Raw genomic sequence first — 25205 nt, forward strand, 5'->3', positions numbered from 1 at the left:
AACCAAGTATCATCTTGGAATTAATGGTTCATTTTTGAAGTTTATCAATCTGAAAATGTAATGCTATCGAGGTAAACATGAAGAAATTTTTAATAATGCTATCAGCTATTCTTTCGATTTCAGTTCTAGCATCTTGTAGTCTCGATAAAAATAGGAACAATACAGAACCTTCATCCGCACTATCATCTGTCTCCAAAGACGATAAGACTAGTGTATCAACAGAAGCAAAGGCTGAAAATACTAGTGACTCGTCAACCAATGAATCACAATCAACTGCTGAAAATAAGAAAGAAACTAGACAAGATTTATATAAAGAAGTGATTGAACGCTATAATCACTTTACAGACCTTTTAAAACAAGGTAATAGAGAAGATTTATACAAGGAAAATAAACAAGATAAGATTACTTCAGAAGGATATAGCCTGGTTTTCTCTCGAATGGATTATCAAAATGCACCCGATTGGAAATACGCAATGGTTGATTTGAATAAGGATGGTCAAGACGAGTTGCTTATTGGCGATGAAAAATTTGTTTCAGCTATTTATTATTTGGAAAATCAAAAACCTAGCTTACTTCACACAGCATATATAGCTTCTGCAGGTGGTTTTCGCTCAGAATTTGTTATTTATGAAAATGGTCAAGTCTCTTATGCAGACTGGCAGTCAACTCGTCCAGAAATGAACCTGTCTCTATATTCGTTCGATAAAAACGGAGTGCAGAAGATTAAAGAAGCAACTCTTCAAATCGGTAGCAATGAAAAAGCAGAGCAAGTTTTAGATATTTCTTCTGAAAAGCTTGATTTGTCTAACATTGGCTGGAAAGAATTGAATCCGGCTAATTAGTTTTGAATTATTTTTCTAGTCAATATTGATTCTTCTGAGCAAATATTGACATAGAAATTGAAGCTACAAAAAAACCAAGGAAATTATCCTTGGTTTTTTGCTTGCTAGAAAAAGGGATTAAAAGTCTTTTCGTGAGCGATAGTCGTAGCTGGCCCGTGTCCAGGATAGACGTCGTAGTTAGGGAGGGTGAAGAGCTGCGTCTGAATGCTATGAAGGAGTTGTTCCGTGCTACCTGTAGGAAGGTCTGTCCGTCCGATGGTTTCTCGGAATAGAGCATCTCCGGTCAAGACTAGATGAGCATCAGGAAAGACCAGGGAAACGCCGCCGATAGAGTGCCCTGGGGTTGGTAGAACTGTAAAACGAAATTCCTCAAGCTGGTATTCTTCATGAAAGACAAAGGTGTGCTCTGCAGGTTTTGCGACCACATCTGCCATATCATCGTGACGAGGGAGACCAGAGAGATTATCGACTGGAGTGTAAAGCCAGCTAGCTTCGCTCTCTGCTACATAAACTGGAGGATTTCCAAAAGTTTCACGAACCAAGTCCAGACTCATAATATGGTCGTAGTGGGTGTGGGTCAGGAGAATCGCACAGACTGGTTTGTTGATTTTCTCGATAGTCTTGCGGATAGCTTCCCAATGGCTACCTGGGTCAACCACAATCAGGTGTTGGTCCCCTTCTAGATAATAAGTATTTTCATAGGCAATGGGATTCACGGTTTTATGGATTTTCATACTGGCTCCAATCTCAAAGAATGTACTAAACTAAGTATAGCATAGAAGAGGATACTTAGGGTATCAGAAAGTCTTTTTCGTGCCTTGACGATTTTTCCAAGCCTGGTATCGGGTGTCAATCAAGAGTTGGGTTAAGCGCCCCATGGTTTCTCTTTCTTCGGGAGTGAGGGATTGAGTTTGGACAAAGAGTTGATGAATGTGTTCAATGACCTTGAAGGAAGAAAGATCGTTGATAGAGGAGATGCCTGCATCGAGAATGATTCCGAAAAAGAGGTCGAAGTAGAGTTGTAGTTCCTCGTCAGGAACTGTTTCAACCCATTCCTTGAAGGTTGTATCGACTTGCTGACTATCACTATTGGTCTCGTCCAGTTGGACAAAGTGTTTGTTTTCAACCTGCCAACTAAAGGTATCGTGCTGGGCGATGCCACCCAAGGCAGTGCTTCGAACGACGATTTTTTTATCAGGAATTTCCAGCATCATCCCGATGATAGAACCTTGTGGGACAAATACTTTCGTTCGTTTCATCATATTTTGATAGCCTGATGTTTCGGTTAGTTCCTTGTGAAGTCCAGGTGCATCAAAAGTGTAGACAGAGATAATATTTTTCTGCAAGTTTGGATCAAGTTGACTGGCAGCATAGACAGCTAGATTGCCCCCTTTTGAATGTCCTGCTAGAATAACCTTTTGATTAGGATGTTGGGCAAAAAAGTCCTCTAAATACTGGAGAGCATGTTTTTGAGCTGGGATTTCCTTCATATAGGTCATATGGAAATCTTCTTTCCAGCCAATGATGCTGTCATCCGTTCCGCGAAAGACAAGCAAATAGGTATCGAGACTGATACGATAAGTCATGGCTGCAAACTGTTTTTGCAATTCAGGATCAATATCGTTGATAAAGTCTGAGAGCTTGCAATTTTTAAAGCGTTTGTGTTGAGCGAGCTGATTCAACAACTGGAGACGGTTTTTATTGGTCAACATAGTTGTTTCTCTAGGGATTTGAGGTTCTAGTTCTATGAGGCGCTTTGGTTCTTGGGTGATTACATCATCAAAAGCAAGGTAGGTTAATTCAGTAAGGGCAAGAACATCTAACTCGTTCACGGAGAGGTCATAAAAGGAATCGTATGCTACATCATTGAGGTAGTCAAAAATATTGGCCATAAAAGCTCCTTTCTCTATGTTTATCCTATCACATTTATCTAGAATTAGCTAGTAGGCTTATTGGATACTACATGGCTAGCGAGCTGGTTTAAATACAGGTTTGCATTTTATCCATGGGAAAAATCTGTTATAATAAGAACAAAGGAGGAGCACATGCACAAGATTTTACTAGTAGAGGATGACCAAGTCATTCGGCAACAAGTTGGGAAATTGCTTTCTGAATGGGGCTTTGAGGTTATTTTGGTAGAGGACTTTATGGAAGTTTTGACCCTCTTTGTTCAGTCAGAACCTCATTTGGTCCTCATGGATATTGGCTTACCTCTCTTTAATGGTTACCACTGGTGTCAGGAGATTCGTAAGATTTCTCAGGTACCCATCATGTTTCTGTCTTCGAGAGACCAGGCGATGGATATCGTCATGGCGATCAATATGGGAGCAGATGATTTTGTGACCAAGCCTTTTGATCAGCAGGTGCTCCTTGCCAAGGTTCAGGGCTTGTTGCGCCGTTCTTACGAATTTGGGCGGGATGAAAGTCTGCTGGAGTATGCGGGTGTGATCCTCAATACCAAGTCTATGGACCTGCACTATCAGGGGGAAGTATTGAGTTTGACCAAGAATGAATTTCAAATTTTGCGGATTTTGTTTGAACATGCTGGCAATATCGTAGCGCGTGATGACTTGATGAGAGAACTCTGGAATAGCGACTTTTTCATCGATGATAATACCTTGTCTGTCAATGTTGCTCGTTTGCGTAAAAAGTTGGAGGAGCAAGGCTTGGCAGGATTTATCGAAACCAAGAAGGGAATAGGATACGGACTGAAACATGCTTGATTGGAAATCATTTTGTCTAGCCTATCTGCGTTCTCGCAGTCGCATCTTTGTCTATATTTTTTCATTAGGCTTTCTCGTCCTTCTCTTTCAGTTTTTATTTGCTAGTCTAGGAACTTATTTTCTTTATTTCTTTCTGCTCAGTGGTTTTCTGACCTTCTTATTTTTGGTTTGGGATATTTTTGCAGAAGCTCAGGTTTACCGGCAGGAAGTACTGTATGCTGAAAGAGACCCAAAGTCTCCTTTGGAGTGTGTGCTAGCGGAAAAACTCGAAGAGCGTGAGTCTGAATTGTATCAAAAGAAGTCAGAAGCCCAAAGTAAACTGACAGATTTGCTTGACTACTATACCTTGTGGGTTCATCAGATAAAGACCCCTATTGCAGCGAGTCGACTTTTAGTGGCAGAAGTCTCTGATCGTGAGGTCAAGCAGCGATTGGAACAGGAAATCTTCAAGATTGACTCCTATACCAATCTGGTGTTGCAGTATCTACGTTTAGAGAGCTTCCATGATGACCTAGTGTTTGAAAAGGTTCAAGTGGAGGATCTGGTGAAGGAAGTTGTCCGTAAGTATGCCCTTTTCTTTATTCAAAAGGGACTGACAGTCAACCTACATGACCTTGACAAAATCATCGTGACCGATAAGAAGTGGTTGTTGGTCGTCATTGAACAAATCCTCTCAAACAGCCTCAAATACACCAAGAAAGGTGGACTAGAGATCTATATGGAAGGCCAGGAACTCTGTATCAAGGATACGGGAATCGGGATTAAAAACAGTGATGTGCTCCGAGTCTTTGAACGTGGCTTTTCAGGCTACAATGGTCGTTTGACCCAGCAGTCATCTGGACTTGGACTTTATCTATCTAAGAAAATTTCTGAAGAACTGGGCCACCAGATTCGTATCGAGTCTGAGGTTGGAAAAAGAACAACCGTACGGATTAAATTCACTGAAGTGAAGCTTGTTATTGAGTAAGAATAAATGAGAAAAAGCCTCCGAATGGAGGCTTTTATGCTAGGTTTTTATTTCTCAACGCGTGATTTGTTGGCGATATCAGCTAGGATAGCTTGAACAAAGTCATCAACTGAGACAGTTTGTGTTTCTTTTTGGCCATAGCGACGAACGTTGACTGTTCCGTCTTCCATTTCCTTGTCCCCAACGATCAATTGGTAAGGAATCTTGCTTGTTTGTGAAGCACGGATCTTGAACTGCATTTTTTCATTGCGTTCATCTACATCTGCACGGACACCACGGTCACGGAGTTTCTTGGCTACTTCCCAAGCGTAGTCCACATGTTTTTCGTTAGATACTGGGATAAGGGTCACTTGATGTGGTGCAAGCCATGTTGGGAAGGCACCCTTGTAGTTCTCAATCAAGATAGCTGTGAAGCGTTCCATAGTTGAGATAACTCCACGGTGGATCATGACTGGACGGTGTTCCTCACCATCTGCTCCAACATATTTGAGGTCGAAGCGTTCTGGAAGCAAGAAGTCAAGCTGGATAGTAGAAAGGGTTTCTTCTTTACCGAGGGCAGTTTTAACTTGGATATCCAATTTTGGTCCGTAGAAGGCTGCTTCACCTTCAGCTTCAAAGTAGTCCAGTTCCATATCATCCATAGCTGCTTTCAACATGCGTTGTGCATTTTCCCACATCTCATCGTTGTCAAAGTATTTGTGTTTATCTTCTGGGTCACGATAAGACAAGCGGAAACGGTAATCTGTCAAATTAAAGTCTTCATACACGTCGATAATCAATTGAAGAATTTTCTTGAATTCTTCCTCAATTTGTTCTGGAGCTACAAAAGTATGACCATCATTGAGGGACATTTCACGTACACGTTGAAGACCTGTAAGGGCGCCAGATTTTTCATATCGGTGCATCATGCCAATCTCAGCGATACGGATTGGTAATTCACGGTATGAGTGTACATGGTGTTTATAAACTTCGATATGGTGAGGACAGTTCATTGGGCGGAGGACAAACTCTTCACCGTCCCCCATGTCCATAGTTGGGAACATATCTTCACGGTAGTGATCCCAGTGACCAGAAGTTTTATAGAGTTCCACTGAGGCAATTGGTGGAGTGTAGACGTGTTGGTAGCCTGCAGCGATTTCCTTGTCGACAATGTAGCGTTCCAATTCACGACGGATAGTCGCTCCGTTTGGTAACCAGAATGGTAAACCTTGTCCGACTTCTTGTGAAATCATGAAGAGGTCAAGCTCTTTACCGAGTTTACGGTGGTCACGTTCCTTGGCTTCTTCACGCATTTGAAGGTAGTTCTTTAAGTCTTTCTTGTCAAACCAAGCTGTACCGTAGATTCGTTGCATCATCGCGTTGTCGCTATTTCCACGCCAGTAGGCACCAGCTACGTTGAGCAGGTGGAAGATTTGGATGCGACCAGTTGATGGGACGTGAGGACCACGGCAGAGGTCCACGTATTCGCCCTGACGGTAGATAGTCAAACCACCTTCGTCTTCTGAGTGTTCTTCAATCAATTCCAACTTGTAAGGGTCATTTTTAAAGATTTCACGGGCCTCGTCTTTGGTAACTTCTTCACGGATTGATGGGAAGTTTTCTTTAACGATTTTCTTCATTTCTTCTTCGATACGAGGAAGGTCCTCGTTAGAGATTTGGCCAGCAGTATTGTCTGTATCGTAGTAGAAGCCGTCTTCGATAGCTGGACCGACACCCAAATGAATGTCTGGGAAAAGGCGACGAGCTGCTTGGGCGAACAAGTGAGCCGCTGAGTGGCGCAAGATTGGAAGGGCATCTTCGTGATCAGGTGTCACGATTTCGATGCTTCCATCTTCAGTGATAGCACGAGTCGTGTCGATGAGTTTGCCGTTGAATTTACCAGCGAGAGCTTTTTTAGCTAGGGAATTGCTGATAGATTGGGCAATTTCAAAAGTTGTCACGCCAGATTCGAATTCACGAACAGCGCCATCTGGGAAAGTAATCTTAATCATGGTTTTCTCCTTATAAAGTTTTTATTAGCCTAGTTATGGTGAAGGTGCCCTTGAAATATAAATAGAAATTCCTTTTGATTTTTTCGTTAATAAATCAAAAAGCGACATCCATAAAAGGACGTCGCAACGTGGTTCCACCTTCATTTATGTTCCTCAAAAAAGAGGGACACCTCAGATTGGCTTTAACGTAGCCACCGTTTTATGTTTGCATAAAAATCAGTAGAGTAGTATCAGTTTAGGCTTTCTATGCATTTCCAGCAACCACGCACTCTCTAGTAGAAAGGGACTAAGTGACTTGTCTCTATGCATTATTATAGCATGATTGCGAGATTTTTCAAGGATTTTGTGAAAGTTTTTTATTTTTTCCGTGCTGGAGCATGTATTTAATACCTGAACCTGAAGCCATACCAAGTAGGGCAAAGAGTTCATAAGCTAGGAAATAAACGAGAATGAATTCATTGAAAGTAATGATGGTAAAGCAATAGAGAAGAGCAATACCAAGCAGCCACCACAATGAGAATTGGAAACGGTAGCTATAAAGAAGGGACACGATGAAGGTTGCCAAAGGTGAAAAGAGGATGATGTTGTAAATGTAGAGCCCTTTCAGCGTATAAGGATCAGATATCAGCAGTAAAAGCAACTCATAGAGGGGCCAGTAAAAGAAGAAAATGACAAGGTAGTATGGAATATACTTAAGATATTTCCGCATGGCAATAGTCCTCCAATCTGCAAAAATTGAGAGATGTTGAAGACCACATAATCCTAAATGAAGGGGAACTCTCTATTTATATTATAGCACGTCTTGGAAGCCTTTACAAGTTAATCCAGTGAGTAGTGATAGTGCTCTTTTTGAGTGTTTTCTGCTATAATACTAACAAAAGAAGTAAGAGGAAAAGAGGAGAAAGGATGATCAAAATAGCAGTTCTTTCAGACATACATGGGAATACGACAGCCCTGGAAGCTGTGCTGGCTGATGCTAAAGCTGCAGAGGTAGACCAATACTGGCTTTTAGGGGATATTCTGATGCCAGGAACAGGACGTAGAAGGATCTTGGATCTTTTAGCAAGTTTGCCTATTACAGTAAAAGTTCTGGGAAATTGGGAAAATAGTCTCTGGAGAGGCTTGCATCGTAAGCTAGATTTGACAAAAGCTAGTCATCGCTACCTCCTACGTCAATGCCAGTATATATTAGAAGAAATCAGCCCTGAAGAAATCGAAGACCTCCACAATCAACCCATGCAAGTTCATCGTCAGTTTGGTGATTTGATGGTGGGAATCACTCACCATCTCCCTGATAAAAACTGGGGTAGGGAGTTGATTCATACGGGAAAACAAGAAGATTTTGATAGATTAGTGACGAATCCACACGCCTCCATCGCAGTATATGGTCATATCCACCAACAGTTGCTTCGTTATGGAAGTGATGGACAGTTGATTCTTAATCCAGGATCCATTGGGCAACCCTTCTTTCTAGATGCGAAGTTGCGTAAGGACCTGCGGGCCCAGTATATGATCTTAGAGTTTGATGAAGCAGGTTTGTCTGATGTTGATTTTCGTCGAGTGGATTATGATGTAGAGGCTGAATTGCAGTTGGCTAAAGATTTAAAGCTCCCCTATTTCCAGGTCTATTATGAAAGTTTGGTAAATGGGATTCACCACACTCATAACCAGGAACTTCTGTATGAGATTGCTCAAAAACAGGGGCATGATATTGAGTTGGATGCATGGTTAGATAGTAGTAATGATTGACATGACATCAAAAAGGGGTATAATGAGTATGAGAAGAGAGATGATGAGAATCTCAGGTGAAAGGGGAACAAAATGCAAATTTCAAGTCGATTTACCATTGCGACCCATATGCTAATTATCATTGCTATCAAGGGCCAGGAAAGCAAGGTGACCAGTGATTTTCTCGCAGCTAGCGTTGGAGTTAATCCAGTCATTATCCGTAAGACTTTGTCGCAACTTAAAAAAGCTGGATTGATTTCAGTTGCTCGTGGTACGGGAGGAACTGAGATAATAAAAGACCTTCAGGATATCAGCTTGTTGGATGTCTACCAAGCTGTAGAGTGTTTAGGAAAATCTGGCAAACTCTTTAGTTTCCATGACAATCCCAATCCTAACTGTCCAGTAGGGGCTAATATTCATAAGGTCTTGGATCAGAAATTGCTGGATATCCAAGTAGCTATGGAAAATCAACTTCGTCAGATGAGTCTGGCTCAGGTTGTGGCAGATGCAGAAGCAAGAATAGCAAAATAAGAGGACTAGGCTCCTCTTTTTCTATTGCCATAATTATGGTACAATGTAGTCATTAAAGGAGGAGACTATGTACTTTATCACAGGATTTTTTGTCCTACTTTTTCTCGTTTCGTTTTTAAGGGACAATCGCAGTCTCTGGAATCCAGCTCTCTTGCTTTTGTCTTTACTCTTTTCTTATATGTCTATTGCCAATCTTTTTTACGAAGCTGGGCAGAAAGAAGTGCACATGGTTTTCTTTGCAGGGATTTTTCTCCTGCTGCCTCTTTTAGTTTTTCTAAGTGGTTTTTTCCTTATTTATAATGGATTTGTGTTATTGAAAAAAGAAGGAAAATCCAAGGCAAATTATTTGTCTCTAGGATTAGGCTGCGTGATTCTATTCTTTTTTGTGATCATGGCGATTCGAGTGAGCGATACCAAGGGCTTGTTTTACACCAATCATCTAGTGAATATTATCTTTTTCTTTTTGATTTATTCGTATTTGATTTTTGGTTTTGCCTTTGCAGGATTTCTGCTTTATTCTATCCTGTATCTTTTTATTCCTAAGAAAAAATATTATGATTTTATCATCATTCACGGAGCAGGCTTGTTGAATGGAGAAAAAGTGACTCCCTTACTGAAGAGTCGCATTGACAAGGCAGTAGAAGCTTATCACCAGTCTCTCAACCCCAATGTTAAAATCATCGCTAGTGGTGGTCGAGGTGGGGATGAGAAGATTTCCGAAGCTCAGGCAATTTGTAATTATTTGTTGGAAGAGACGGATGTTCCGAGAGAAGCGATTCTCCTAGAGGAAGACTCAACGACAACCTATGAGAATCTTCTCTTCTCAAAAGAAATGGGAGAGAAGCTGGTGGCCAGTCCACGTTTTCTCTTTGTGACCAATGATTACCATGTTTTTCGTACCAGTACCTATGCTCGCCGTATTGGGATGAAGGGAGATGGTCTTGGTTGCCGTACAGCCGCCTACTATATCCCATCGGCCTTTATCAGAGAATACATTGCTCTATGTGTGAAGATGAGATGGCTTTTTCTCGCCTTCTATATTTTATTAATTTTAGCTCTGATTTTCTCCTACAGAGGTATTTTATGGTAATCAGAAAGATGGAGCCTGCCCCAGTAATAGTTGAATTTAAGCCACGATACATATTTGGTCAAGCGCTTCCTAAAATAGCATCAGGTAAGCCTAAACTAATAAAGGCCAGATAGATGACTGCCAACAATAACGAAATCATTTAATTCTCCTTTTCAGATTGTTCTTCTTTTGATTCTTAGAATCTTGTTTTTTCCAATTGATTGAACTCCGTTCAGTATGAATGGGTCTATTTCAGTCAATCTTTCAAGGATTGGGTGGAATTCTTTAGGAAGATAGGTGTCGGAAATTTTTATATTTTCTTTTAAAGATGGACAATAATATGCAATAGCATCCGGAGCAATGACTGATGTTAGTGCTGTTATTTGATTTAACAAAAGAAATGTGAAGTCATTTGAACGTGATTGGAGATTTGGAGGTTTATATCCATTAATGAGATAGCCGACTTCCCCTGCAAAACCATTTCTTCCACGATACAATCTTTTATTGATGATAATATCAGAACCGGCAAAATCTGTATCTAGCTGGTAGAGAAGGGCCAGTGTTCTAAATTCTGGGTGAATACTACAATAACCAAGAGAAGCAACATTAACATCATTCTCTAATATTTGTAAGATATAGGTAGTTCCTGCCAGAGAAATCCCTGTTTGACAGGATAACTGATTCTTGGTCCATGTTCCTCCTTGATAAAAACAGGATCGTACTTTGTGAATATTTTCTTGCCTTAAATCAATTATTTTTGCCATCTTTCTACCTTTCGACACGTTTTGTCAAAAGCGTTGTAGCATATTATATTTTTGTTTGCAATAAGATATTTTTAAAAATCTTAGTTTCGCTTTCCTGATTTTAGGAGTGTCCTCTCTTATAGGAGAGAATAATGCTGTTTTTGATTCATGGCATCAATGTGCTTATGAATTTTTTTAATCCTCAATTTTGTTTGTAGTCACATATTTTCTAGAGAGAGTAGTTAATGAATAAGCACCACTTACAAAAAGTTAGGGTTAAGATGTCTAAGATTCTTAGTTTTGGGATGAGTGGTACAGATTTTAACGAGCATTTTATTATGATGGCAACTGGATGTAGTTTGCACTTGTATTATTTAGGATAAGTGGTATAATTTGTTATACAAATCATACCACAAAGGAGGTAATAGTTATGAAAGCACCAAAAGGTAAATATGCTTGGACAGCTACAGTTGGAGAAAAAGGTCAAATAGTAATACCAAAACAGGCGCGCGATGTCTTTAATATCAAACCTGGGGATACGATTCTACTTCTTGGTGATGAAAAGCGTGGAATTGCCATACCGCCGAAGGGAGCCTTTGCACACTTGATGGAAATTGCTTTTGAAGAGAAGGAGGATGAATAAAATGAAGTATGTTTTAGAGGTAAATGATATTACAAAAAAATATTCAGCATTTGAATTGAAACCTATAAGTTTTCATATTAAATCAGGTGAGGTTATGGGACTTATCGGTAGGAATGGAGCAGGTAAGACTACAGCGATTAAATCCATTCTAAATCTTGTTCATCCTGATGCAGGGAATGTCCGTATTCTTGGAATGGATTATCTGGATAATGAAGATGAAATCAAACAACGAATTGGTTATGCAGTGGGAGGAACCAATTATTATAAAAGAAAAAAATTAAAGGATATTGTCGCCATTACTCGTATTTTTTATGATAACTGGGATGATGAATCGTATCGTCATTATCTTGATGCATTTAAGCTTGATGAAAATAAGAAAATTATGGAACTGTCTGAGGGGATGAAAGTAAAATTTTATCTTACTTTAGCTCTTTCTCATCATGCTAAGCTTTTGATTTTAGATGAGCCAACTAGTGGACTTGATCCAGTATCTAGAGATGAGATGAATGAAATCTTTCGAAAACTAGCAGAAAAAGGGGTAGCAATCTTGTTTTCTACTCATATTACTAGTGATTTAGAGAAGTGTGCAGATACTATTACTTATATAAGAAATGGTGAATTGCTTTTATCTGAGAGAAAAGAGGATTTTATCAGTCATTACACGAAAGAAATAGGGCAGAAATCCACACTTGAAGATATTATGGTGCATATTGAAAGGGAAGAGGTGAATTTGTGATGAGAAAACTTCTCTATAAAGAAATGAAACTAACAGCAAATCCTTTGAGCTATTGGTTTATAACTTTTTCAGCTATTACGATGATTCCAAGGTATCCTATTCTTGTCGGTTCCTTTTTTATCTGTCTTGGTATTTTTTATACTTATCAACAAGTTCGAGAATGTGATGACATCACCTACACGGTCATGTTGCCAGTTAGAAAACAAGATGTGGTTACGTCTAAATATTTATTTGTTTTATCTATCGAGTGCATAGCTTTCATATTATGTCTTTTTCTGACGATTATTCGGATGAGACTCTTAGGAGATGCCACACCGTATGTGACAAATCCGTTGATGAATGCAAATGCTGCATATCTTGGCTATATAATGCTTGTATTTGCAACCTTCAACAGTGTTTTTCTCGAAGGCTTTTTTAAAACAGCTTATAAGATTGGGAAGCCTTTTATCCTATTCTGCGCAGTCGCAACTGTTATAATATTCGTGGGAGAGATATTACACCATATTCCTGGATTAGAAAGTTTGAATGATTCTTCAAATTTGAACGTACCACAGATAGTAATATTACTTTTTGGTGTTGCCATATTTAACTTATGCACCTGGTTTTCTTATCAGAAAGCTATAAAAGACTTCGAAAGAATTGATTTATAAAATTGAATACATTAAGTGTCCGTATTTTGTCGGAGAAAATCCAATAGAAAATGGTACTGATAAAGAATTAAAAGTTGTGGAGCTGTTAGAACAGTGTTTTATATGGAAAAAATGTATGGGAAATACCAAAATTGTAGGTATCAGAGTAGCAAAATAAATTTTTATTTCCGTTTGGTACCTATGATGGTGAAATTCCTGTTGGATTTATTATGATTGGCTATGATGTTGACGATTATTGGGACAATCCGCCTGAATGAAAATATAAAAATGTGAACGAAAAATAGACGTTCACATTTCTTTTTTTTATTCTGCAGCTTGTTGCCAACGTTTTGCTAGCTTATGAGACAGGCTAGAAATGGCAAAGTTAAAGATAAAGTAAATCAAGGCAATCAGGATATAAAGACTGAAGACCTGCTCTGGTTCGAAATAACGGCCCATGAGAATTTGGCTGGCGCCAAAGAGTTCTTGTAGAGCGATAACAGAGTAGAGAAGGCTGGTATCCTTAATCACAGTTACAAACTGAGAAATGATGGCTGGCAGCATTTTTCGGATCGCTTGTGGGAGAATGATGTAGTAGAGGATTTGCGCAGAGGTGAATCCTTGCGACATTCCTGCTTCGTACTGGCCCTTGTCCACGGCATTGAGACCACCTCGGATAATCTCAGCCAGGGCTGCTGAGGTAAAGAGGGTAAAGGCAGTGATACCTGCTGGTGTGGACTTCATCTTAAACACCAAAAAGATGGTGAAAATCCAGAGGAGGTTGGGAACGTTACGTACAAACTCGATATAAATGCTGGAGATGATCCGTAAGACAGGATTTTTCCCATTTCTCATGACGGCTAGCACTGTTCCGATAAGGGTCGAGAGGACGATAGCAATCAGAGAAATGTAGAGAGTTAAGCCGAATCCTTTAAAGATAAAGACTAGGTTATCTGGGGTCAAAACTTCTAAAATAGATTCCATAGTAACCTCCTAAAGTGAATAGGCTTTTTTGTTGGCTTGCTCCATTTTGCGACCAAACTGGGCAACAGGGAAGCATAGGGCAAAGTAGAGAAGAGCAGCACCTAAAAAGGCTGGGATATAGTTGCCGTTGAGAGCTGACCAAGACTTGGTCACAAACATCAAGTCCACTCCAGAGATGATAGCAACGGTTGAAGTGTTCTTGATGAGGTTAACGATTTGGTTAGTCAAAGGTGGGAGAATGATGCGGAAGGCCTGAGGCAAGATAATCAAGCGCATGGCATTGATATAAGTAAAACCTTGCGACAGGGCGGCCTCCATCTGACCACTAGGAATAGACTGAATCCCTGAACGAATAACCTCAGCGATATAAGCGCCGTGATAGAGTCCCACACAAAGTACAGCTGTCCAATAAATGGGAATCATGATGGTATGGTCACTGATAAGAGGCAAACCATAGAAGACGATGACAAACTGCACCAAGAGGGGAGTATTTTGGTAAAATTCGACAAAGATACGAGCCAAAACACGTAAGAATGGGCGTTTGCTGGTTGACATGGCCCCAAAGAAGATGCCCAAAAGCATGGCGAGGATAAAGGATCCGATTGATAGGGCAAGGGTGAAGAGGAAACCATTGAAAAATTGTCCAAAATCCTGAAAATAGGCTGTCCAAGATGATAAATTTGTCATGGGGTGTCCTCCTTAATCTGCGGTATGGCTAGATGGTTTGAGCTTGTAACGGTCATAGAGTTTCTGCAAACTACCGTCCTTGGTCCATTTAGTGACCAAGGTATCAAGATAGTTGTGTAGCTCGGTATTTGATTTCTTGGTGACGATACCGTAGTCAGATGGCTTGAAACTATCATCTAGTAGTTCTGTTCGTTTACTGGTGTAGCCAGACAGGATAGAGCGGTCCACGGAAAAGGCATCAATACGGTGAGCGTGAAGGGAAGTAATCAATTCTGGGTAGGAACCAAGTTCGACGAATTTAAAGGTTAGACCTTTCTTTTTACCCAGTTCAGTAATCAGGCGTTGGGTGATGGAGCCTTGAGCAACCCCAATGGTTTTACCGTTTAGGTCCTCAATGCTTTTAATGTTGGCAGATTTATTGACCAAAAAACCAGAAGCATCCGTATAGTAGGGACTGGTGAAGTTGTATAATTTTTTACGCTCGTCTGTGATAGTGAAGGTCGCGATATCCAAATCGACCTGTTCATTGTCTAGTAGTGGACCGCGGGTTTGAGCGGTAACCGGAACGTAGCGAATCTTGACCTTGAGTTCATCTGCAATCATCTTGGCCAAGTCGGTTTCGATACCAGAATAAGTCCCTGTCTTGGGATCCTTGTAGCCAAAATTCGGAACGTCTTGTTTGACACCGACAACTAATTCGCCTCTTTTTTGAATGTCTGCGACGCTGGTATCAGCCTGAACTGGTTTGGCAGCAGCAAGGCTGAAAAGGCTAATCAATAATGCGGATAAAAAGAATTTCTTTTTCATAGGCGCCTCCTTATTTGACTTTGTCACTTTCGTGGTTGATAATTTTGCTGAGGAATTGTTGGGCACGAGGTTCGCTTGGATTGTCGAAAAAGTCATCGACATCTGTCGTATCCACCAAAACTTCTCCGTCGGCCATAAAGATGATGCGGTCCGCAACTTCACGGGCAAAGCCCATTTCGTGGGTAACGATGATCATGTTCATCCCATCATGCGCCAGTTTTTGCATAACTGCTAGAACATCACCGATGGTTTCAGGGTCAAGAGCAGATGTTGGTTCATCAAAGAGGAGGAGTTCCGGATGCATGGCAAGACCACGTGCGATGGCAATTCTCTGTTTTTGTCCACCAGACAGCATAGCTGGGTAGGAATCTTTCTTGTCCCACATATTTACAAATTCCAGATATTTTTGGGCTGTTTTTTCAGCTTCTTTTTTATCAATTCCTAGAACTTTAATGGGCGAAAGTGTCACGTTTTCTAACACTGTTTTGTGTGGATAAAGGTTAAAATGCTGAAAAACCATGCCGACTTCCTTACGAAGAGGAACTAAATCTTTCTGGCTAGCACCTGCGACTTGGTGTCCATTGACTAGGAGACTTCCTTTGTCAACAGCCTCCAAACCATTGATCGTACGGATAAGAGTGGACTTACCAGAACCAGAAGGTCCAAGCAAAACAACAACTTGTCCTTTTTCAAAACGGAGATTGATGTCACGGAGTGCGTGATAGTCTCCGTAATATTTTTCGACGTTTTTAAATTCTACTAAAGCCATGAGAGATCTCCTTTGTGTTAGATTTTATAACATGATTCTACACCAAAAGAATGTTCTTGTCAAATCATATCTGAAAAAAATTCACTAAAATGTTATAAAAAAGCAATCTGGATAGAGAAAATGCCTAAATCATGTTATAATGAAACGATAGAATTCTTAGAAAGAGTGGATGTTTTTTTGATAACTCCTACTTATGAATGGCAGTTTGCCCCGCAGGTTGAAGATGCGGATTTTACAAAGATAGCCAAGAAGGCTGGACTGGGTCCCGAGGTGGCTCGGTTATTATTTGAAAGAGGGATTCAGGATGAAGAAAGTCTAAAGAAGTTTTTAGAACCTTCTTTAGAGGACTTGCATGACCCCTATCTGCTCCATGATATGGACAAGGCAGTGAAAAGGATTCGTCAGGCTATTGAAGAAGGGGAGAATATTCTCGTCTATGGAGACTATGATGCGGATGGTATGACTTCAGCTTCGATTGTGAAGGAAAGTTTGGAACAGCTTGGCGCCGAGTGCCGAGTTTACTTGCCCAACCGTTTTACCGATGGCTATGGTCCCAATGCCAGTGTCTATAAATACTTTATCGAGCAAGAGGGAATTTCCTTGATTGTGACAGTGGATAATGGAGTTGCTGGTCACGAGGCCATTGAATTGGCCCAGTCTATGGGAGTGGATGTTATTGTGACTGACCACCATTCCATGCCGGAAACCCTTCCTGATGCCTATGCGATTGTTCACCCTGAGCATCCTGATGCGGACTATCCCTTCAAATATTTAGCTGGTTGTGGAGTGGCTTTCAAGCTGGCTTGCGCTCTTTTAGAAGAAGTGCAAGTGGAATTGCTTGATTTGGTTGCTATCGGTACCATTGCCGATATGGTAAGCCTGACGGATGAAAACCGTATCATGGTTCAATATGGTCTGGAAATGTTGGGACATACCCAGCGCATCGGTCTGCAAGAAATGCTAGACATGGCTGGGATCGCTACGAATGAAGTGACAGAAGAAACGGTTGGCTTTCAGATTGCCCCTCGTTTAAATGCTTTGGGGCGTTTGGATGATCCTAATCCAGCTATTGATTTGTTGACTGGGTTTGACGATGAGGAAGCACATGAGATTGCCCTCATGATTCATCAGAAAAACGAAGAGCGCAAGGAAATCGTTCAGTCAATTTATGAAGAAGCTAAGACCATGGTGGATCCTGCGAAGAAGGTCCAGGTTTTGGCCAAGGAAGGCTGGAATCCTGGCGTTCTGGGTATCGTTGCTGGTCGTTTGTTGGAAGAACTAGGGCAGACAGTTATCGTTCTTAATATAGAAGATGGTCGTGCCAAGGGTAGCGCTCGTAGTGTGGAAGCAGTCGATATTTTTGAAGCCTTGGATCTCCATCGCGACCTCTTTATCGCCTTTGGCGGCCATGCTGGTGCAGCTGGAATGACGCTGGAAGTTGAGAAACTTTCAGATTTATCTCAGGTTTTGGAAGACTATGTCCGTGAAAAAGGTGCAGATGCTGGTGGCAAGAACAAGTTAAATCTAGATGAAGAGCTGGATTTGGAGACTCTTAGTTTAGAAACGGTCAAAAGCTTTGAACGCTTGGCACCCTTTGGGATGGACAATCAGAAACCTGTCTTTTATATCAAGGATTTTCATGTCGAAAGTGCCCGTACTATGGGAGCAGGCAATGCCCACCTCAAACTAAAAATTTCCAAGGGTGAGGCGAGCTTTGAAGTGGTGGCCTTTGGACAAGGTAGATGGGCAACAGAGTTTGCTCAAACAAAAAACCTAGAATTGGCAGTCACCCTGTCTGTCAATCAATGGAATGGCCAAACTGCCCTCCAGTTAATGATGGTGGATGCGCGTGTGGAAGGTGTTCAACTCTTTAACATTCGTGGGAAGAATGCAGTCTTGCCAGAAGGGGTTCCAGTTTTGGATTTCTCTGGAGAGTTGCCGGATTTGGCGAATAGTGAAGCGGTTGTTGTGAAAAATATTCCGGAAAATATTACCTTGCTGAAGACCATTTTTCAGGAGCAATATTTCTCAGCTGTCTATTTTAAGAATGACATTGACAAGGCCTACTATCTGACAGGTTATGGGACCAGAGAGCAGTTTGCCAAATTGTATAGGACTATTTACCAGTTCCCAGAGTTTGATATTCGCTACAAGTTGAAAGATTTGGCGGCTTATCTCAATATCCAACAAATCTTGCTGGTCAAGATGATTCAAGTATTTGAGGAGCTAGGCTTTGTGACGATCAAAGATGGGGTCATGACAGTCAATAAAGAAGCGCCGAAAAGGGAGATTGCTGAAAGTCAGATTTACCAAAATCTCAAACAGACTGTAAAAAATCAAGAAATGATGGCGCTGGGTACCGTGCAAGAAATGTATGATTTTTTAATGGAAAAATAGTAGAAGTTAGGAAAGAGTTGGGTAACCAGCTCTTTTTTGAAAACAAATCTTCATTTTGAAAATCATCAAAAAAATGGTATAATGGTAGGAAAAGATTCGGCTGAAAGTTTTAGAACTTTTAGAATAAGAGGGTAAACCTACCCTATAATCAAGATAAATGAAGTTTCGGAGGGAAAATGAGTAATATCAGTTTAACAACACTAGGTGGTGTACGAGAAAATGGGAAAAATATGTACATCGCTGAAATCGATGAATCTATTTTTGTTTTGGATGCAGGGCTTAAATACCCTGAAAATGAACAACTAGGGGTTGATGTCGTCATTCCAAACATGGACTACCTTTTTGAGAATAGCGACCGTATCGCAGGGGTCTTCTTGACCCACGGGCATGCGGATGCCATTGGTGCCCTGCCTTATCTCTTGGCAGAGGCTAAGGTGCCTGTGTTTGGTTCTGAGTTGACCATTGAGTTGGCGAAACTCTTTGTCAAAGGAAATGATACGGTTAAGAAATTCAATGACTTCCATGTGATTGATGAAAACACGGAGATTGACTTTGGGGGAACGGTGGTTTCCTTCTTCCGTACGACTCACTCTATCCCAGAAAGCCTGGGAGTTGTGTTAAAAACACCAAAAGGGAACATTGTTTACACAGGCGACTTCAAATTTGACCAGACGGCTAGTGAATCCTATGCGACGGATTTTGCGCGTTTAGCCGAAATCGGCCGTGACGGTGTCTTGGCACTTCTCAGTGATTCTGCAAATGCAGACAGCAATATTCAGGTGGCGAGCGAGAGTGAAGTTGGGGATGAAATTACCCAAACCATCGCTGACTGGGACGGTCGTATCATCGTTGCAGCAGTTGCCAGCAACCTTTCTCGTATCCAGCAGGTTTTTGATGCAGCTGCGGAGACTGGCCGCCGAGTCGTTTTGACTGGATTTGATGTTGAAAATATCGTTCGTACAGCGATTCGTCTCAAAAAATTGTCCCTAGCTAATGAAAGCCTTTTGATTAAACCAAAAGAAATGTCTCGTTTTGAAGACCATGAGTTGATTATCCTAGAGACAGGTCGTATGGGTGAACCTATCAATGGACTTCGCAAGATGTCTGTTGGGCGCCACCGTTATGTAGAAATCAAGGATGGGGACTTGGTTTATATTGTAACAACTCCATCCACCGCCAAAGAAGCAGTTGTGGCTCGCGTTGAAAATATGATTTACCAAGCTGGTGGTGTGGTAAAACTCATTACCCAGAGTTTGCGAGTATCAGGACACGGGAATGCGCGTGATTTGCAGTTGATGATCAATCTTTTGCAACCGAAATATCTTTTCCCTGTCCAAGGGGAGTACCGTGAGTTGGATGCGCATGCTAAGGCTGCCATGGCAGTTGGAATGTTGCCAGAGCGCATTTTCATCCCTAAAAAGGGAACAATCATGTCCTATGAACATGGAGACTTCGTCCCAGCTGGCGCAGTTTCTGCAGGCGATGTCATGATTGATGGAAATGCCATTGGTGATGTTGGGAATGTCGTTCTTCGCGACCGTAAGGTCTTGTCAGAGGATGGAATCTTTATCGTGGCGATTACTGTTAACCGTCGTGAGAAGAAGATTGTGGCTAAGGCTCGTGTTCATACGCGTGGATTTATCTACCTTAAGAAAAGTCGCGACATTCTCCGTGAAAGTTCAGAATTGATTAACCAAACGGTAGAAGAGTATCTTCAAGGGGATGACTTTGACTGGGCAGATCTCAAAGGCAAAGTTCGTGACAATTTGACCAAGTACCTCTTTGATCAAACCAAGCGTCGCCCAGCAATCTTGCCAGTCGTGATGGAAGCAAAATAATAAGCAGAATACCTACAGAAAAAGTCGAAATTCGGCTTTTTCTTATAAATAGTAAAAGGAGAAAATCATGGCAGTTATGAATATTGAGTATTACTCTGAAGTTTTGGATATGGAGTGGGGTGTTACCGTACTCTATCCAGATGCTAGTCGAGTGACTGAACCAGATTGCACAGATATTCCTGTGCTTTACCTTTTGCACGGAATGTCAGGAAATCAAAATAGCTGGCTCAAACGTACCAATGTCGAACGCTTGTTGCGTGGGACCAATCTCATTGTCATCATGCCCAATACAAACAATGGCTGGTACACAGATACCCAGTACGGTTTTAACTACTTTACTGCTCTAGCAGAAGAACTCCCCCAAGTCATGAAACGTTTCTTCCCCAATATGACCAGTAAGCGAGAAAAAACCTTTATTGCAGGTCTCTCCATGGGAGGCTATGGTTCCTTCAAGCTGGCTCTCGCAACCGATCGTTTTTCTCATGCGGCTAGTTTTTCCGGTGCACTCAGTTTTCAAGAATTTTCTCCTGAAAGTCAGGATTTGGGATCACTTGCCTACTGGCGAGGAGTTTTTGGAGAGATTAAAGACTGGACAGCTAGTCCTCATTCGCTTGAAAGCATGGCTGCAAGATCCGATAAAAAGACCAAACTATGGGCTTGGTGTGGGGAACAAGACTATCTTTACTCTGCCAATAACCTCGCAGTGAAAAACCTCAAAAATCTTGGTTTTGAGGTGACCTATAGTCATAGTCCAGGTAAGCACGAGTGGTACTACTGGGAAAAACAATTGGAACGTTTTTTAGCTACTCTACCAATTGACTTTGTCTTGGAAGAACGTTTATCTTAGTTTTAGGTTTCTTTCAGCTTTCTTCAGTAAAATAGAGAATCTATCTTGATCAAGGAGAATGTGATTTCAAGATAGGTTCTTATTTTTATGAAAGGTGGGGCGTCATGTTCTGGATTATTCGATTATTCTTCCGATTTCTTTTGGGAATTTGGCGTTTCTTCTGGCGTCTGGTTTGGACTGTGGCCATTCTACTGCTTATTGCCTTTGGAGTGCTTTGGTACCTGACTGGTGATTTTCATTCTGCGGTCAATCAGGTTGAAAAAATGAGCAAGATAGGTCAAGGTGGCTGGAATCAATGGAAGGAGACGGGAACGCTGGAAGTCTTGTCTCAGACAGACAGTCACCAACATGCAGAAGGCAAGTGGGCTCAGGCCTCAGCTCGCATCTATATTGAACCTCAAATGGATGAGACCTTCCAAGGTGCCTATGCAGAAGCTATAAAAAACTGGAATCAAACGGGATCCTTTACCTTTGAGGTGGTTGCGGATCCTAGCCAGGCAGATATTGTGGCAAGTGAGATGAATGATGGATCGACCGCTGTAGCTGGTCAAGCCGAGAGTCAAACCAATTTGTTAACCAAACAATTTATATCTGTAACGGTTCGCCTGAATCACTATTATCTATCCAATCCAAACTATGGTTACTCTTATGAACGAATCGTGCACACGGCGGAGCACGAGCTGGGACATGCCATCGGATTGGATCACACCAACGAGACTTCTGTCATGCAGCCGGCAGGTTCCTACTATGGGATTCAGCCTCGGGATGTGACGGCTGTTCAAGAACTCTATACCAGTAGCGACTAGATGAAGTCGGTGCAATCCGAAAAGAAATTAAAGCTCCTCCATTAAGCGGTTGGTGGGGCTTTTTGTTCGTCCTGTCACGGCCTTTTTGCTATAATGGAACTATGAATAACTTGATCAAATCAAAACTAGAGCTCTTACCAACCAGCCCTGGTTGTTACATTCACAAGGATAAAAATGGCACTATTATCTATGTAGGAAAGGCTAAAAATCTGCGCAATCGCGTGCGGTCCTATTTCCGTGGAAGTCACGATACCAAGACAGAGGCCTTGGTGTCTGAAATTGTGGATTTTGAATTTATCGTCACTGAGTCTAATATTGAGGCGCTTCTCCTAGAAATCAACCTGATCAAGGAGAATAAGCCTAAATACAATATCATGCTCAAGGACGACAAGTCCTATCCTTTCATCAAAATCACCAATGAGCGTTATCCTCGCTTGATTATCACCCGTCAGGTCAAAAAGGACGGAGGACTCTACTTTGGCCCCTATCCAGATGTAGGGGCAGCCAATGAAATCAAGCGGTTGCTGGATCGGATTTTTCCTTTTCGTAAGTGTACCAATCCGCCGTCTAAGGTCTGTTTTTATTACCACATCGGCCAATGTGTGGCCCATACCATCTGTAAAAAAGATGAGGCTTATTTCCAGTCCATGGCTCAGGAGGTTTCTGATTTCCTAAAAGGGCAGGATGATAAAATCATTGATGACCTCAAGGGGAAGATGGCAAAGGCAGCTCAAAGTATGGAGTTTGAACGTGCGGCGGAATACCGTGACCTGATTCAGGCTATCGGAACGCTTCGGACCAAGCAACGGGTTATGGCCAAGGATCTTCAAAATCGGGATGTATTTGGCTACTATGTGGATAAAGGCTGGATGTGTGTTCAGGTTTTCTTTGTCCGTCAAGGCAAGCTCATTGAGCGAGATGTCAATCTCTTCCCTTACTACAATGATCCGGATGAGGATTTTTTGACCTATGTGGGACAATTCTATCAAGAAAAATCCCACCTGGTTCCCAATGAGGTACTGATTCCGCAGGATATTGATGAAGAAGCCGTCAAGGCCTTGGTGGATACTAAGATTTTCAAGCCCCAACGTGGTGAGAAAAAACAACTGGTCAATTTGGCTATAAAGAATGCCCGTGTTAGTCTGGAGCAGAAGTTCAATCTGCTAGAAAAATCTGTTGAAAAGACCCAAGGAGCTATTGAAAATCTGGGACGCTTGCTCCAAATCCCGACTCCGGTTCGCATCGAGTCCTTCGATAACTCTAATATCATGGGAACCAGTCCTGTTTCAGCTATGGTGGTTTTTGTCAATGGCAAACCAAGTAAAAAAGACTACCGAAAGTACAAGATAAAAACGGTTGTTGGTCCAGACGATTATGCCAGTATGCGTGAAGTTATTCGCAGACGTTATGGTCGAGTTCAACGAGACGGTTTGACTCCTCCTGATTTGATTGTCATTGATGGGGGACAAGGTCAAGTCAATATCGCAAAGCAAGTCATCCAAGAAGAGCTAGGTTTGGATATCCCAATTGCAGGTCTGCAAAAGAATGACAAGCACCAAACCCATGAGCTACTCTTTGGAGATCCGCTTGAGGTGGTGGAGTTGTCTCGCAATTCTCAGGAATTTTTCCTCCTCCAACGCATTCAGGATGAGGTGCACCGTTTTGCCATCACCTTCCACCGTCAACTGCGCTCCAAAAATTCCTTTTCATCACAACTGGATGGAATTGAAGGATTGGGACCTAAACGTAAGCAGAATCTCATGAAGCATTTCAAGTCTCTCACTAAAATCAAGGAAGCCAGTGTGGATGAAATTGTCGAAGTTGGTGTGCCGAGGGTAGTCGCAGAAGCTGTGCAGAGAAAGTTGAACCCTCAGGAAGAAGTGGAATTGGCTCAAGTGGCAGAACCATTAAAAGAATTGGAATAAGTATCTAGATAGAAAGTAGAAGAAATGAATAGGATTGAGATTGACAGAGATATACTCCTTTTTTTACGATTTGCTTACTTTGGGAATTCAAAAGATTTATTTTTAGCTGCAACTACTCGAGCCTATCTTGATTTTAATCGAACCTTGCGATTTCATGGCATGCCAGATGAACAGCGCTTGGAGATGAGAAATCGGGCCTCTAAGTGTATCAAAGAAGCGATTTTAAATCTCTTGAATCGGGACAAGCTGTGTCAAACTGATTTTGATAGTTGGCATCATAGGACTTGTGATGCTCTGATAGATTGCTATCGCTCAAATGGGATTCGATTCACTTATGGTCATGCTCAAAAGTGGATTAATATGACTTTCAAGTATCTCTATATGCTTGAAGCTGTAACCCTAGACTCCGTTTTTCCTTTTTTACACGTACCGATAGATAACATCGTGTTAGAGAGGGCGAACAAACAGTTGTGTATCCCAAAACCTTCTCAAGTGTGGAGTAGTTGGGGAGATTACGCTTTCTATCTTCAATATCAAGAACATTTGAGGCAAAGAATAGGCAAGGAAGCTCCTCTTCGTTGGGAGTTTCACAATTGGCTAGATGAAATAGAAAAAGGAAAACCATCATGAACCATAAAATCGCAATTTTATCAGATATTCATGGCAATGTGACTGCACTAGAAGCAGTGATTGCAGATGCTAAAACTCAAGGAGCCAGTGAATATTGGCTTCTGGGAGATATTTTTCTACCTGGTCCAGGTGCAAATGACTTGGTCGCTCTGTTAAAGGAACTTCCTATCACAGCAAGTGTTCGAGGCAATTGGGATGATTGTGTCTTAGAGGCTTTAGATGGGCAATATGGCTTAGAAGACCCACAGGAAATCCAGCTCATGCGTATGACCCAGTTTTTAATGGAGCGAATGGATCCTGAAACGATTGTCTGGCTACGAAGTTTACCTATGCTAGAAAAGAAAGAAGTTGATGGACTGCACTTTTCTCTTTCTCATAATTTGCCAAATAAGAATTATGGTGGTGACTTGTCTGTTGGGAATAACACAGATAAATTTGACCAACTCCTAGACGAGGAAACGGACGTGGCAGTCTATGGTCATGTCCACAAGCAGTTGCTTCGTTACGGTAGTCAAGGGCAACAAATCATCAATCCAGGTACGATTGGCATGCCCTATTTTGATTGGGAAAAGTTAAAAAATCACCGTGCCCAGTATGCCGTGATAGAAGTAGAAGATGGGGAATTGGTAAATATTCTATTCCGAAAAGTTTCTTATGATTATGAAGCGGAGTTAGAATTGGCCAAGTCCAAGGACCTTCCTTTTATCGAAATGTATGAAGAACTACGCCGAGATGACAACTATCGGGGGCACAATCTAGAACTCTTAGCTAGTTTAATTGAAAAGCATGGGTATGTAGAGGATGTGAAGGATTATTTTGATTTTTTGTAAAGTTAGAAATAAAATGGACGCTCTTATTTGGAAGTGAGGTTTGTAGTCGAATTGCTTAGAAAAGATGGTTTAGCTAAAGTTTG

25 protein-coding genes are annotated in these 25205 nt (G+C 41.4%); 16 read left to right on the forward strand and 9 right to left on the reverse strand.

Annotation, left to right across the window (positions count from 1 at the left end):
• Nucleotides 1-77: 77 nt before the first annotated feature.
• The gene (locus HMPREF1518_RS00515; RefSeq protein ID WP_033583454.1) at nucleotides 78-842 is read left to right on the forward strand and encodes a hypothetical protein; all 765 of its coding nucleotides are present in this window, start codon (nucleotides 78-80) and stop codon (nucleotides 840-842) included.
• Nucleotides 843-946: 104 nt separating this feature from the next.
• Here HMPREF1518_RS00515 and HMPREF1518_RS00520 read toward each other — a convergent pair whose 3' ends face one another.
• Entirely contained in the window at nucleotides 947-1576 is a 630-nt protein-coding gene (locus HMPREF1518_RS00520; protein WP_033583455.1) for an MBL fold metallo-hydrolase, read from the reverse strand.
• Between the two features lie 63 nt (nucleotides 1577-1639).
• On the reverse strand, nucleotides 1640-2734 hold the full coding sequence (locus HMPREF1518_RS00525; RefSeq protein WP_033583456.1) for a DUF2974 domain-containing protein: 1095 nt from the start codon (nucleotides 2732-2734) through the stop codon (nucleotides 1640-1642).
• 153 nt (nucleotides 2735-2887) lie between these two features.
• Here HMPREF1518_RS00525 and HMPREF1518_RS00530 point away from each other — a divergent pair, with 153 nt between their 5' ends.
• Both HMPREF1518_RS00530 and HMPREF1518_RS00535 read left to right on the forward strand, forming a co-directional pair.
• On the forward strand, nucleotides 2888-3565 hold the full coding sequence (locus tag HMPREF1518_RS00530; protein WP_033583457.1) for a response regulator transcription factor: 678 nt from the start codon (nucleotides 2888-2890) through the stop codon (nucleotides 3563-3565).
• Entirely contained in the window at nucleotides 3558-4532 is a 975-nt protein-coding gene (locus HMPREF1518_RS00535) for a sensor histidine kinase (RefSeq protein ID WP_033583458.1), read from the forward strand. Before HMPREF1518_RS00530 ends, HMPREF1518_RS00535 begins: the two co-directional genes overlap by 8 nt.
• 47 nt (nucleotides 4533-4579) lie before the next feature.
• Here the strand turns inward: HMPREF1518_RS00535 and thrS are convergent, their stop codons facing one another.
• Complete coding sequence (thrS, locus tag HMPREF1518_RS00540; RefSeq protein ID WP_033583459.1) at nucleotides 4580-6523, reverse strand: threonine--tRNA ligase; 1944 nt, start codon at nucleotides 6521-6523, stop codon at nucleotides 4580-4582.
• Nucleotides 6524-6857: 334 nt separating this feature from the next.
• A complete protein-coding gene (locus HMPREF1518_RS10865; RefSeq protein WP_033583460.1) occupies nucleotides 6858-7232 on the reverse strand; it encodes a hypothetical protein in 375 nt (124 codons plus the stop codon).
• A 197-nt stretch (nucleotides 7233-7429) separates the two neighbouring features.
• Here HMPREF1518_RS10865 and HMPREF1518_RS00550 point away from each other — a divergent pair, with 197 nt between their 5' ends.
• The 3 genes from HMPREF1518_RS00550 (at nucleotide 7430) to HMPREF1518_RS00560 (ending at nucleotide 9872) form a co-directional block, all read left to right on the forward strand.
• Nucleotides 7430-8272, forward strand: coding sequence for a metallophosphoesterase family protein (locus HMPREF1518_RS00550; protein ID WP_033583461.1), 843 nt, complete (start codon nucleotides 7430-7432; stop codon nucleotides 8270-8272).
• 72 nt (nucleotides 8273-8344) lie between these two features.
• A complete protein-coding gene (locus HMPREF1518_RS00555) occupies nucleotides 8345-8782 on the forward strand; it encodes an Rrf2 family transcriptional regulator (RefSeq protein ID WP_033583462.1) in 438 nt (145 codons plus the stop codon).
• A gap of 67 nt (nucleotides 8783-8849) precedes the next feature.
• Complete coding sequence (locus HMPREF1518_RS00560) at nucleotides 8850-9872, forward strand: YdcF family protein (protein ID WP_033583463.1); 1023 nt, start codon at nucleotides 8850-8852, stop codon at nucleotides 9870-9872.
• Nucleotides 9873-10024: 152 nt separating this feature from the next.
• On the opposite strand, the gene HMPREF1518_RS00565 is transcribed toward HMPREF1518_RS00560, so the two are convergent.
• Nucleotides 10025-10615 (reverse strand): ROK family protein, encoded by a 591-nt coding sequence (locus HMPREF1518_RS00565; protein ID WP_033583464.1) that lies wholly within the window; start codon nucleotides 10613-10615, stop codon nucleotides 10025-10027.
• A 409-nt stretch (nucleotides 10616-11024) separates the two neighbouring features.
• On the opposite strand from HMPREF1518_RS00565, the gene HMPREF1518_RS00570 reads away from it, so the two are divergent.
• Genes HMPREF1518_RS00570 through HMPREF1518_RS00580 form a run of 3 tightly spaced genes read left to right on the forward strand, consistent with a single transcriptional unit; the run spans nucleotide 11025 to nucleotide 12623 of the window.
• Nucleotides 11025-11237 (forward strand): AbrB/MazE/SpoVT family DNA-binding domain-containing protein, encoded by a 213-nt coding sequence (locus HMPREF1518_RS00570; RefSeq protein ID WP_000646903.1) that lies wholly within the window; start codon nucleotides 11025-11027, stop codon nucleotides 11235-11237.
• Nucleotide 11238: 1 nt separating this feature from the next.
• Complete coding sequence (locus HMPREF1518_RS00575) at nucleotides 11239-11973, forward strand: ABC transporter ATP-binding protein (protein WP_033583465.1); 735 nt, start codon at nucleotides 11239-11241, stop codon at nucleotides 11971-11973.
• Nucleotides 11973-12623 (forward strand): ABC-2 transporter permease, encoded by a 651-nt coding sequence (locus HMPREF1518_RS00580; protein WP_033583466.1) that lies wholly within the window; start codon nucleotides 11973-11975, stop codon nucleotides 12621-12623. Before HMPREF1518_RS00575 ends, HMPREF1518_RS00580 begins: the two co-directional genes overlap by 1 nt.
• A 303-nt stretch (nucleotides 12624-12926) precedes the next feature.
• On the opposite strand, the gene HMPREF1518_RS00585 is transcribed toward HMPREF1518_RS00580, so the two are convergent.
• The 4 genes from HMPREF1518_RS00585 to HMPREF1518_RS00600 are packed head-to-tail and all read right to left on the reverse strand — an operon-like array spanning nucleotide 12927 to nucleotide 15849.
• A complete protein-coding gene (locus HMPREF1518_RS00585) occupies nucleotides 12927-13586 on the reverse strand; it encodes an amino acid ABC transporter permease (protein ID WP_000443890.1) in 660 nt (219 codons plus the stop codon).
• Between the two features lie 9 nt (nucleotides 13587-13595).
• The gene (locus HMPREF1518_RS00590) at nucleotides 13596-14273 is read right to left on the reverse strand and encodes an amino acid ABC transporter permease (RefSeq protein ID WP_033583467.1); all 678 of its coding nucleotides are present in this window, start codon (nucleotides 14271-14273) and stop codon (nucleotides 13596-13598) included.
• Nucleotides 14274-14285: 12 nt separating this feature from the next.
• The gene (locus tag HMPREF1518_RS00595; protein ID WP_081021110.1) at nucleotides 14286-15080 is read right to left on the reverse strand and encodes a transporter substrate-binding domain-containing protein; all 795 of its coding nucleotides are present in this window, start codon (nucleotides 15078-15080) and stop codon (nucleotides 14286-14288) included.
• Nucleotides 15081-15090: 10 nt separating this feature from the next.
• Nucleotides 15091-15849 carry an amino acid ABC transporter ATP-binding protein gene (locus HMPREF1518_RS00600; protein WP_033583468.1) on the reverse strand — a complete coding sequence of 253 codons (759 nt, stop codon included), beginning with the start codon at nucleotides 15847-15849 and terminating at the stop codon, nucleotides 15091-15093.
• Between the two features lie 177 nt (nucleotides 15850-16026).
• On the opposite strand from HMPREF1518_RS00600, the gene recJ reads away from it, so the two are divergent.
• The 7 genes from recJ (at nucleotide 16027) to HMPREF1518_RS00635 (ending at nucleotide 25122) form a co-directional block, all read left to right on the forward strand.
• The gene (recJ, locus tag HMPREF1518_RS00605; protein ID WP_033583530.1) at nucleotides 16027-18246 is read left to right on the forward strand and encodes a single-stranded-DNA-specific exonuclease RecJ; all 2220 of its coding nucleotides are present in this window, start codon (nucleotides 16027-16029) and stop codon (nucleotides 18244-18246) included.
• A 176-nt stretch (nucleotides 18247-18422) separates the two neighbouring features.
• The gene (locus HMPREF1518_RS00610) at nucleotides 18423-20084 is read left to right on the forward strand and encodes a ribonuclease J (RefSeq protein WP_033583469.1); all 1662 of its coding nucleotides are present in this window, start codon (nucleotides 18423-18425) and stop codon (nucleotides 20082-20084) included.
• Between the two features lie 67 nt (nucleotides 20085-20151).
• Nucleotides 20152-20931 carry an alpha/beta hydrolase gene (locus tag HMPREF1518_RS00615; RefSeq protein ID WP_033583471.1) on the forward strand — a complete coding sequence of 260 codons (780 nt, stop codon included), beginning with the start codon at nucleotides 20152-20154 and terminating at the stop codon, nucleotides 20929-20931.
• A gap of 104 nt (nucleotides 20932-21035) precedes the next feature.
• Entirely contained in the window at nucleotides 21036-21737 is a 702-nt protein-coding gene (locus tag HMPREF1518_RS00620) for a M57 family metalloprotease (RefSeq protein ID WP_033583472.1), read from the forward strand.
• 101 nt (nucleotides 21738-21838) lie between these two features.
• Entirely contained in the window at nucleotides 21839-23662 is a 1824-nt protein-coding gene (gene uvrC / locus HMPREF1518_RS00625; RefSeq protein WP_033583473.1) for an excinuclease ABC subunit UvrC, read from the forward strand.
• 24 nt (nucleotides 23663-23686) lie between these two features.
• Nucleotides 23687-24292 (forward strand): hypothetical protein, encoded by a 606-nt coding sequence (locus tag HMPREF1518_RS00630; protein ID WP_033583475.1) that lies wholly within the window; start codon nucleotides 23687-23689, stop codon nucleotides 24290-24292.
• Nucleotides 24289-25122: a metallophosphoesterase family protein gene (locus HMPREF1518_RS00635; protein ID WP_033583476.1), complete on the forward strand. Its 834-nt coding sequence runs from the start codon at nucleotides 24289-24291 to the stop codon at nucleotides 25120-25122. Before HMPREF1518_RS00630 ends, HMPREF1518_RS00635 begins: the two co-directional genes overlap by 4 nt.
• Nucleotides 25123-25205: the final 83 nt, after the last annotated feature.

It is taken from the genome of Streptococcus sp. SR1 (assembly GCF_000526075.1).
Classification (GTDB): domain Bacteria; phylum Bacillota; class Bacilli; order Lactobacillales; family Streptococcaceae; genus Streptococcus; species Streptococcus halitosis.

Bases quoted from the DNA above. Each gene is read 5' to 3' on its own strand.
- HMPREF1518_RS00515 (WP_033583454.1), top strand. From the start codon at position 78: ATGAAGAAATTTTTAATAATGCTATCAGCTATTCTTTCGATTTCAGTT.
- HMPREF1518_RS00520 (WP_033583455.1), bottom strand. From the start codon at position 1,576: ATGAAAATCCATAAAACCGTGAATCCCATTGCCTATGAAAATACTTAT.
- HMPREF1518_RS00525 (WP_033583456.1), bottom strand. From the start codon at position 2,734: ATGGCCAATATTTTTGACTACCTCAATGATGTAGCATACGATTCCTTT.
- HMPREF1518_RS00530 (WP_033583457.1), top strand. From the start codon at position 2,888: ATGCACAAGATTTTACTAGTAGAGGATGACCAAGTCATTCGGCAACAA.
- HMPREF1518_RS00535 (WP_033583458.1), top strand. From the start codon at position 3,558: ATGCTTGATTGGAAATCATTTTGTCTAGCCTATCTGCGTTCTCGCAGT.
- thrS (WP_033583459.1), bottom strand. From the start codon at position 6,523: ATGATTAAGATTACTTTCCCAGATGGCGCTGTTCGTGAATTCGAATCT.
- HMPREF1518_RS10865 (WP_033583460.1), bottom strand. From the start codon at position 7,232: ATGCGGAAATATCTTAAGTATATTCCATACTACCTTGTCATTTTCTTC.
- HMPREF1518_RS00550 (WP_033583461.1), top strand. From the start codon at position 7,430: ATGATCAAAATAGCAGTTCTTTCAGACATACATGGGAATACGACAGCC.
- HMPREF1518_RS00555 (WP_033583462.1), top strand. From the start codon at position 8,345: ATGCAAATTTCAAGTCGATTTACCATTGCGACCCATATGCTAATTATC.
- HMPREF1518_RS00560 (WP_033583463.1), top strand. From the start codon at position 8,850: ATGTACTTTATCACAGGATTTTTTGTCCTACTTTTTCTCGTTTCGTTT.
- HMPREF1518_RS00565 (WP_033583464.1), bottom strand. From the start codon at position 10,615: ATGGCAAAAATAATTGATTTAAGGCAAGAAAATATTCACAAAGTACGA.
- HMPREF1518_RS00570 (WP_000646903.1), top strand. From the start codon at position 11,025: ATGAAAGCACCAAAAGGTAAATATGCTTGGACAGCTACAGTTGGAGAA.
- HMPREF1518_RS00575 (WP_033583465.1), top strand. From the start codon at position 11,239: ATGAAGTATGTTTTAGAGGTAAATGATATTACAAAAAAATATTCAGCA.
- HMPREF1518_RS00580 (WP_033583466.1), top strand. From the start codon at position 11,973: ATGAGAAAACTTCTCTATAAAGAAATGAAACTAACAGCAAATCCTTTG.
- HMPREF1518_RS00585 (WP_000443890.1), bottom strand. From the start codon at position 13,586: ATGGAATCTATTTTAGAAGTTTTGACCCCAGATAACCTAGTCTTTATC.
- HMPREF1518_RS00590 (WP_033583467.1), bottom strand. From the start codon at position 14,273: ATGACAAATTTATCATCTTGGACAGCCTATTTTCAGGATTTTGGACAA.
- HMPREF1518_RS00595 (WP_081021110.1), bottom strand. From the start codon at position 15,080: ATGAAAAAGAAATTCTTTTTATCCGCATTATTGATTAGCCTTTTCAGC.
- HMPREF1518_RS00600 (WP_033583468.1), bottom strand. From the start codon at position 15,849: ATGGCTTTAGTAGAATTTAAAAACGTCGAAAAATATTACGGAGACTAT.
- HMPREF1518_RS00610 (WP_033583469.1), top strand. From the start codon at position 18,423: ATGAGTAATATCAGTTTAACAACACTAGGTGGTGTACGAGAAAATGGG.
- HMPREF1518_RS00615 (WP_033583471.1), top strand. From the start codon at position 20,152: ATGGCAGTTATGAATATTGAGTATTACTCTGAAGTTTTGGATATGGAG.
- HMPREF1518_RS00620 (WP_033583472.1), top strand. From the start codon at position 21,036: ATGTTCTGGATTATTCGATTATTCTTCCGATTTCTTTTGGGAATTTGG.
- uvrC (WP_033583473.1), top strand. From the start codon at position 21,839: ATGAATAACTTGATCAAATCAAAACTAGAGCTCTTACCAACCAGCCCT.
- HMPREF1518_RS00630 (WP_033583475.1), top strand. From the start codon at position 23,687: ATGAATAGGATTGAGATTGACAGAGATATACTCCTTTTTTTACGATTT.
- HMPREF1518_RS00635 (WP_033583476.1), top strand. From the start codon at position 24,289: ATGAACCATAAAATCGCAATTTTATCAGATATTCATGGCAATGTGACT.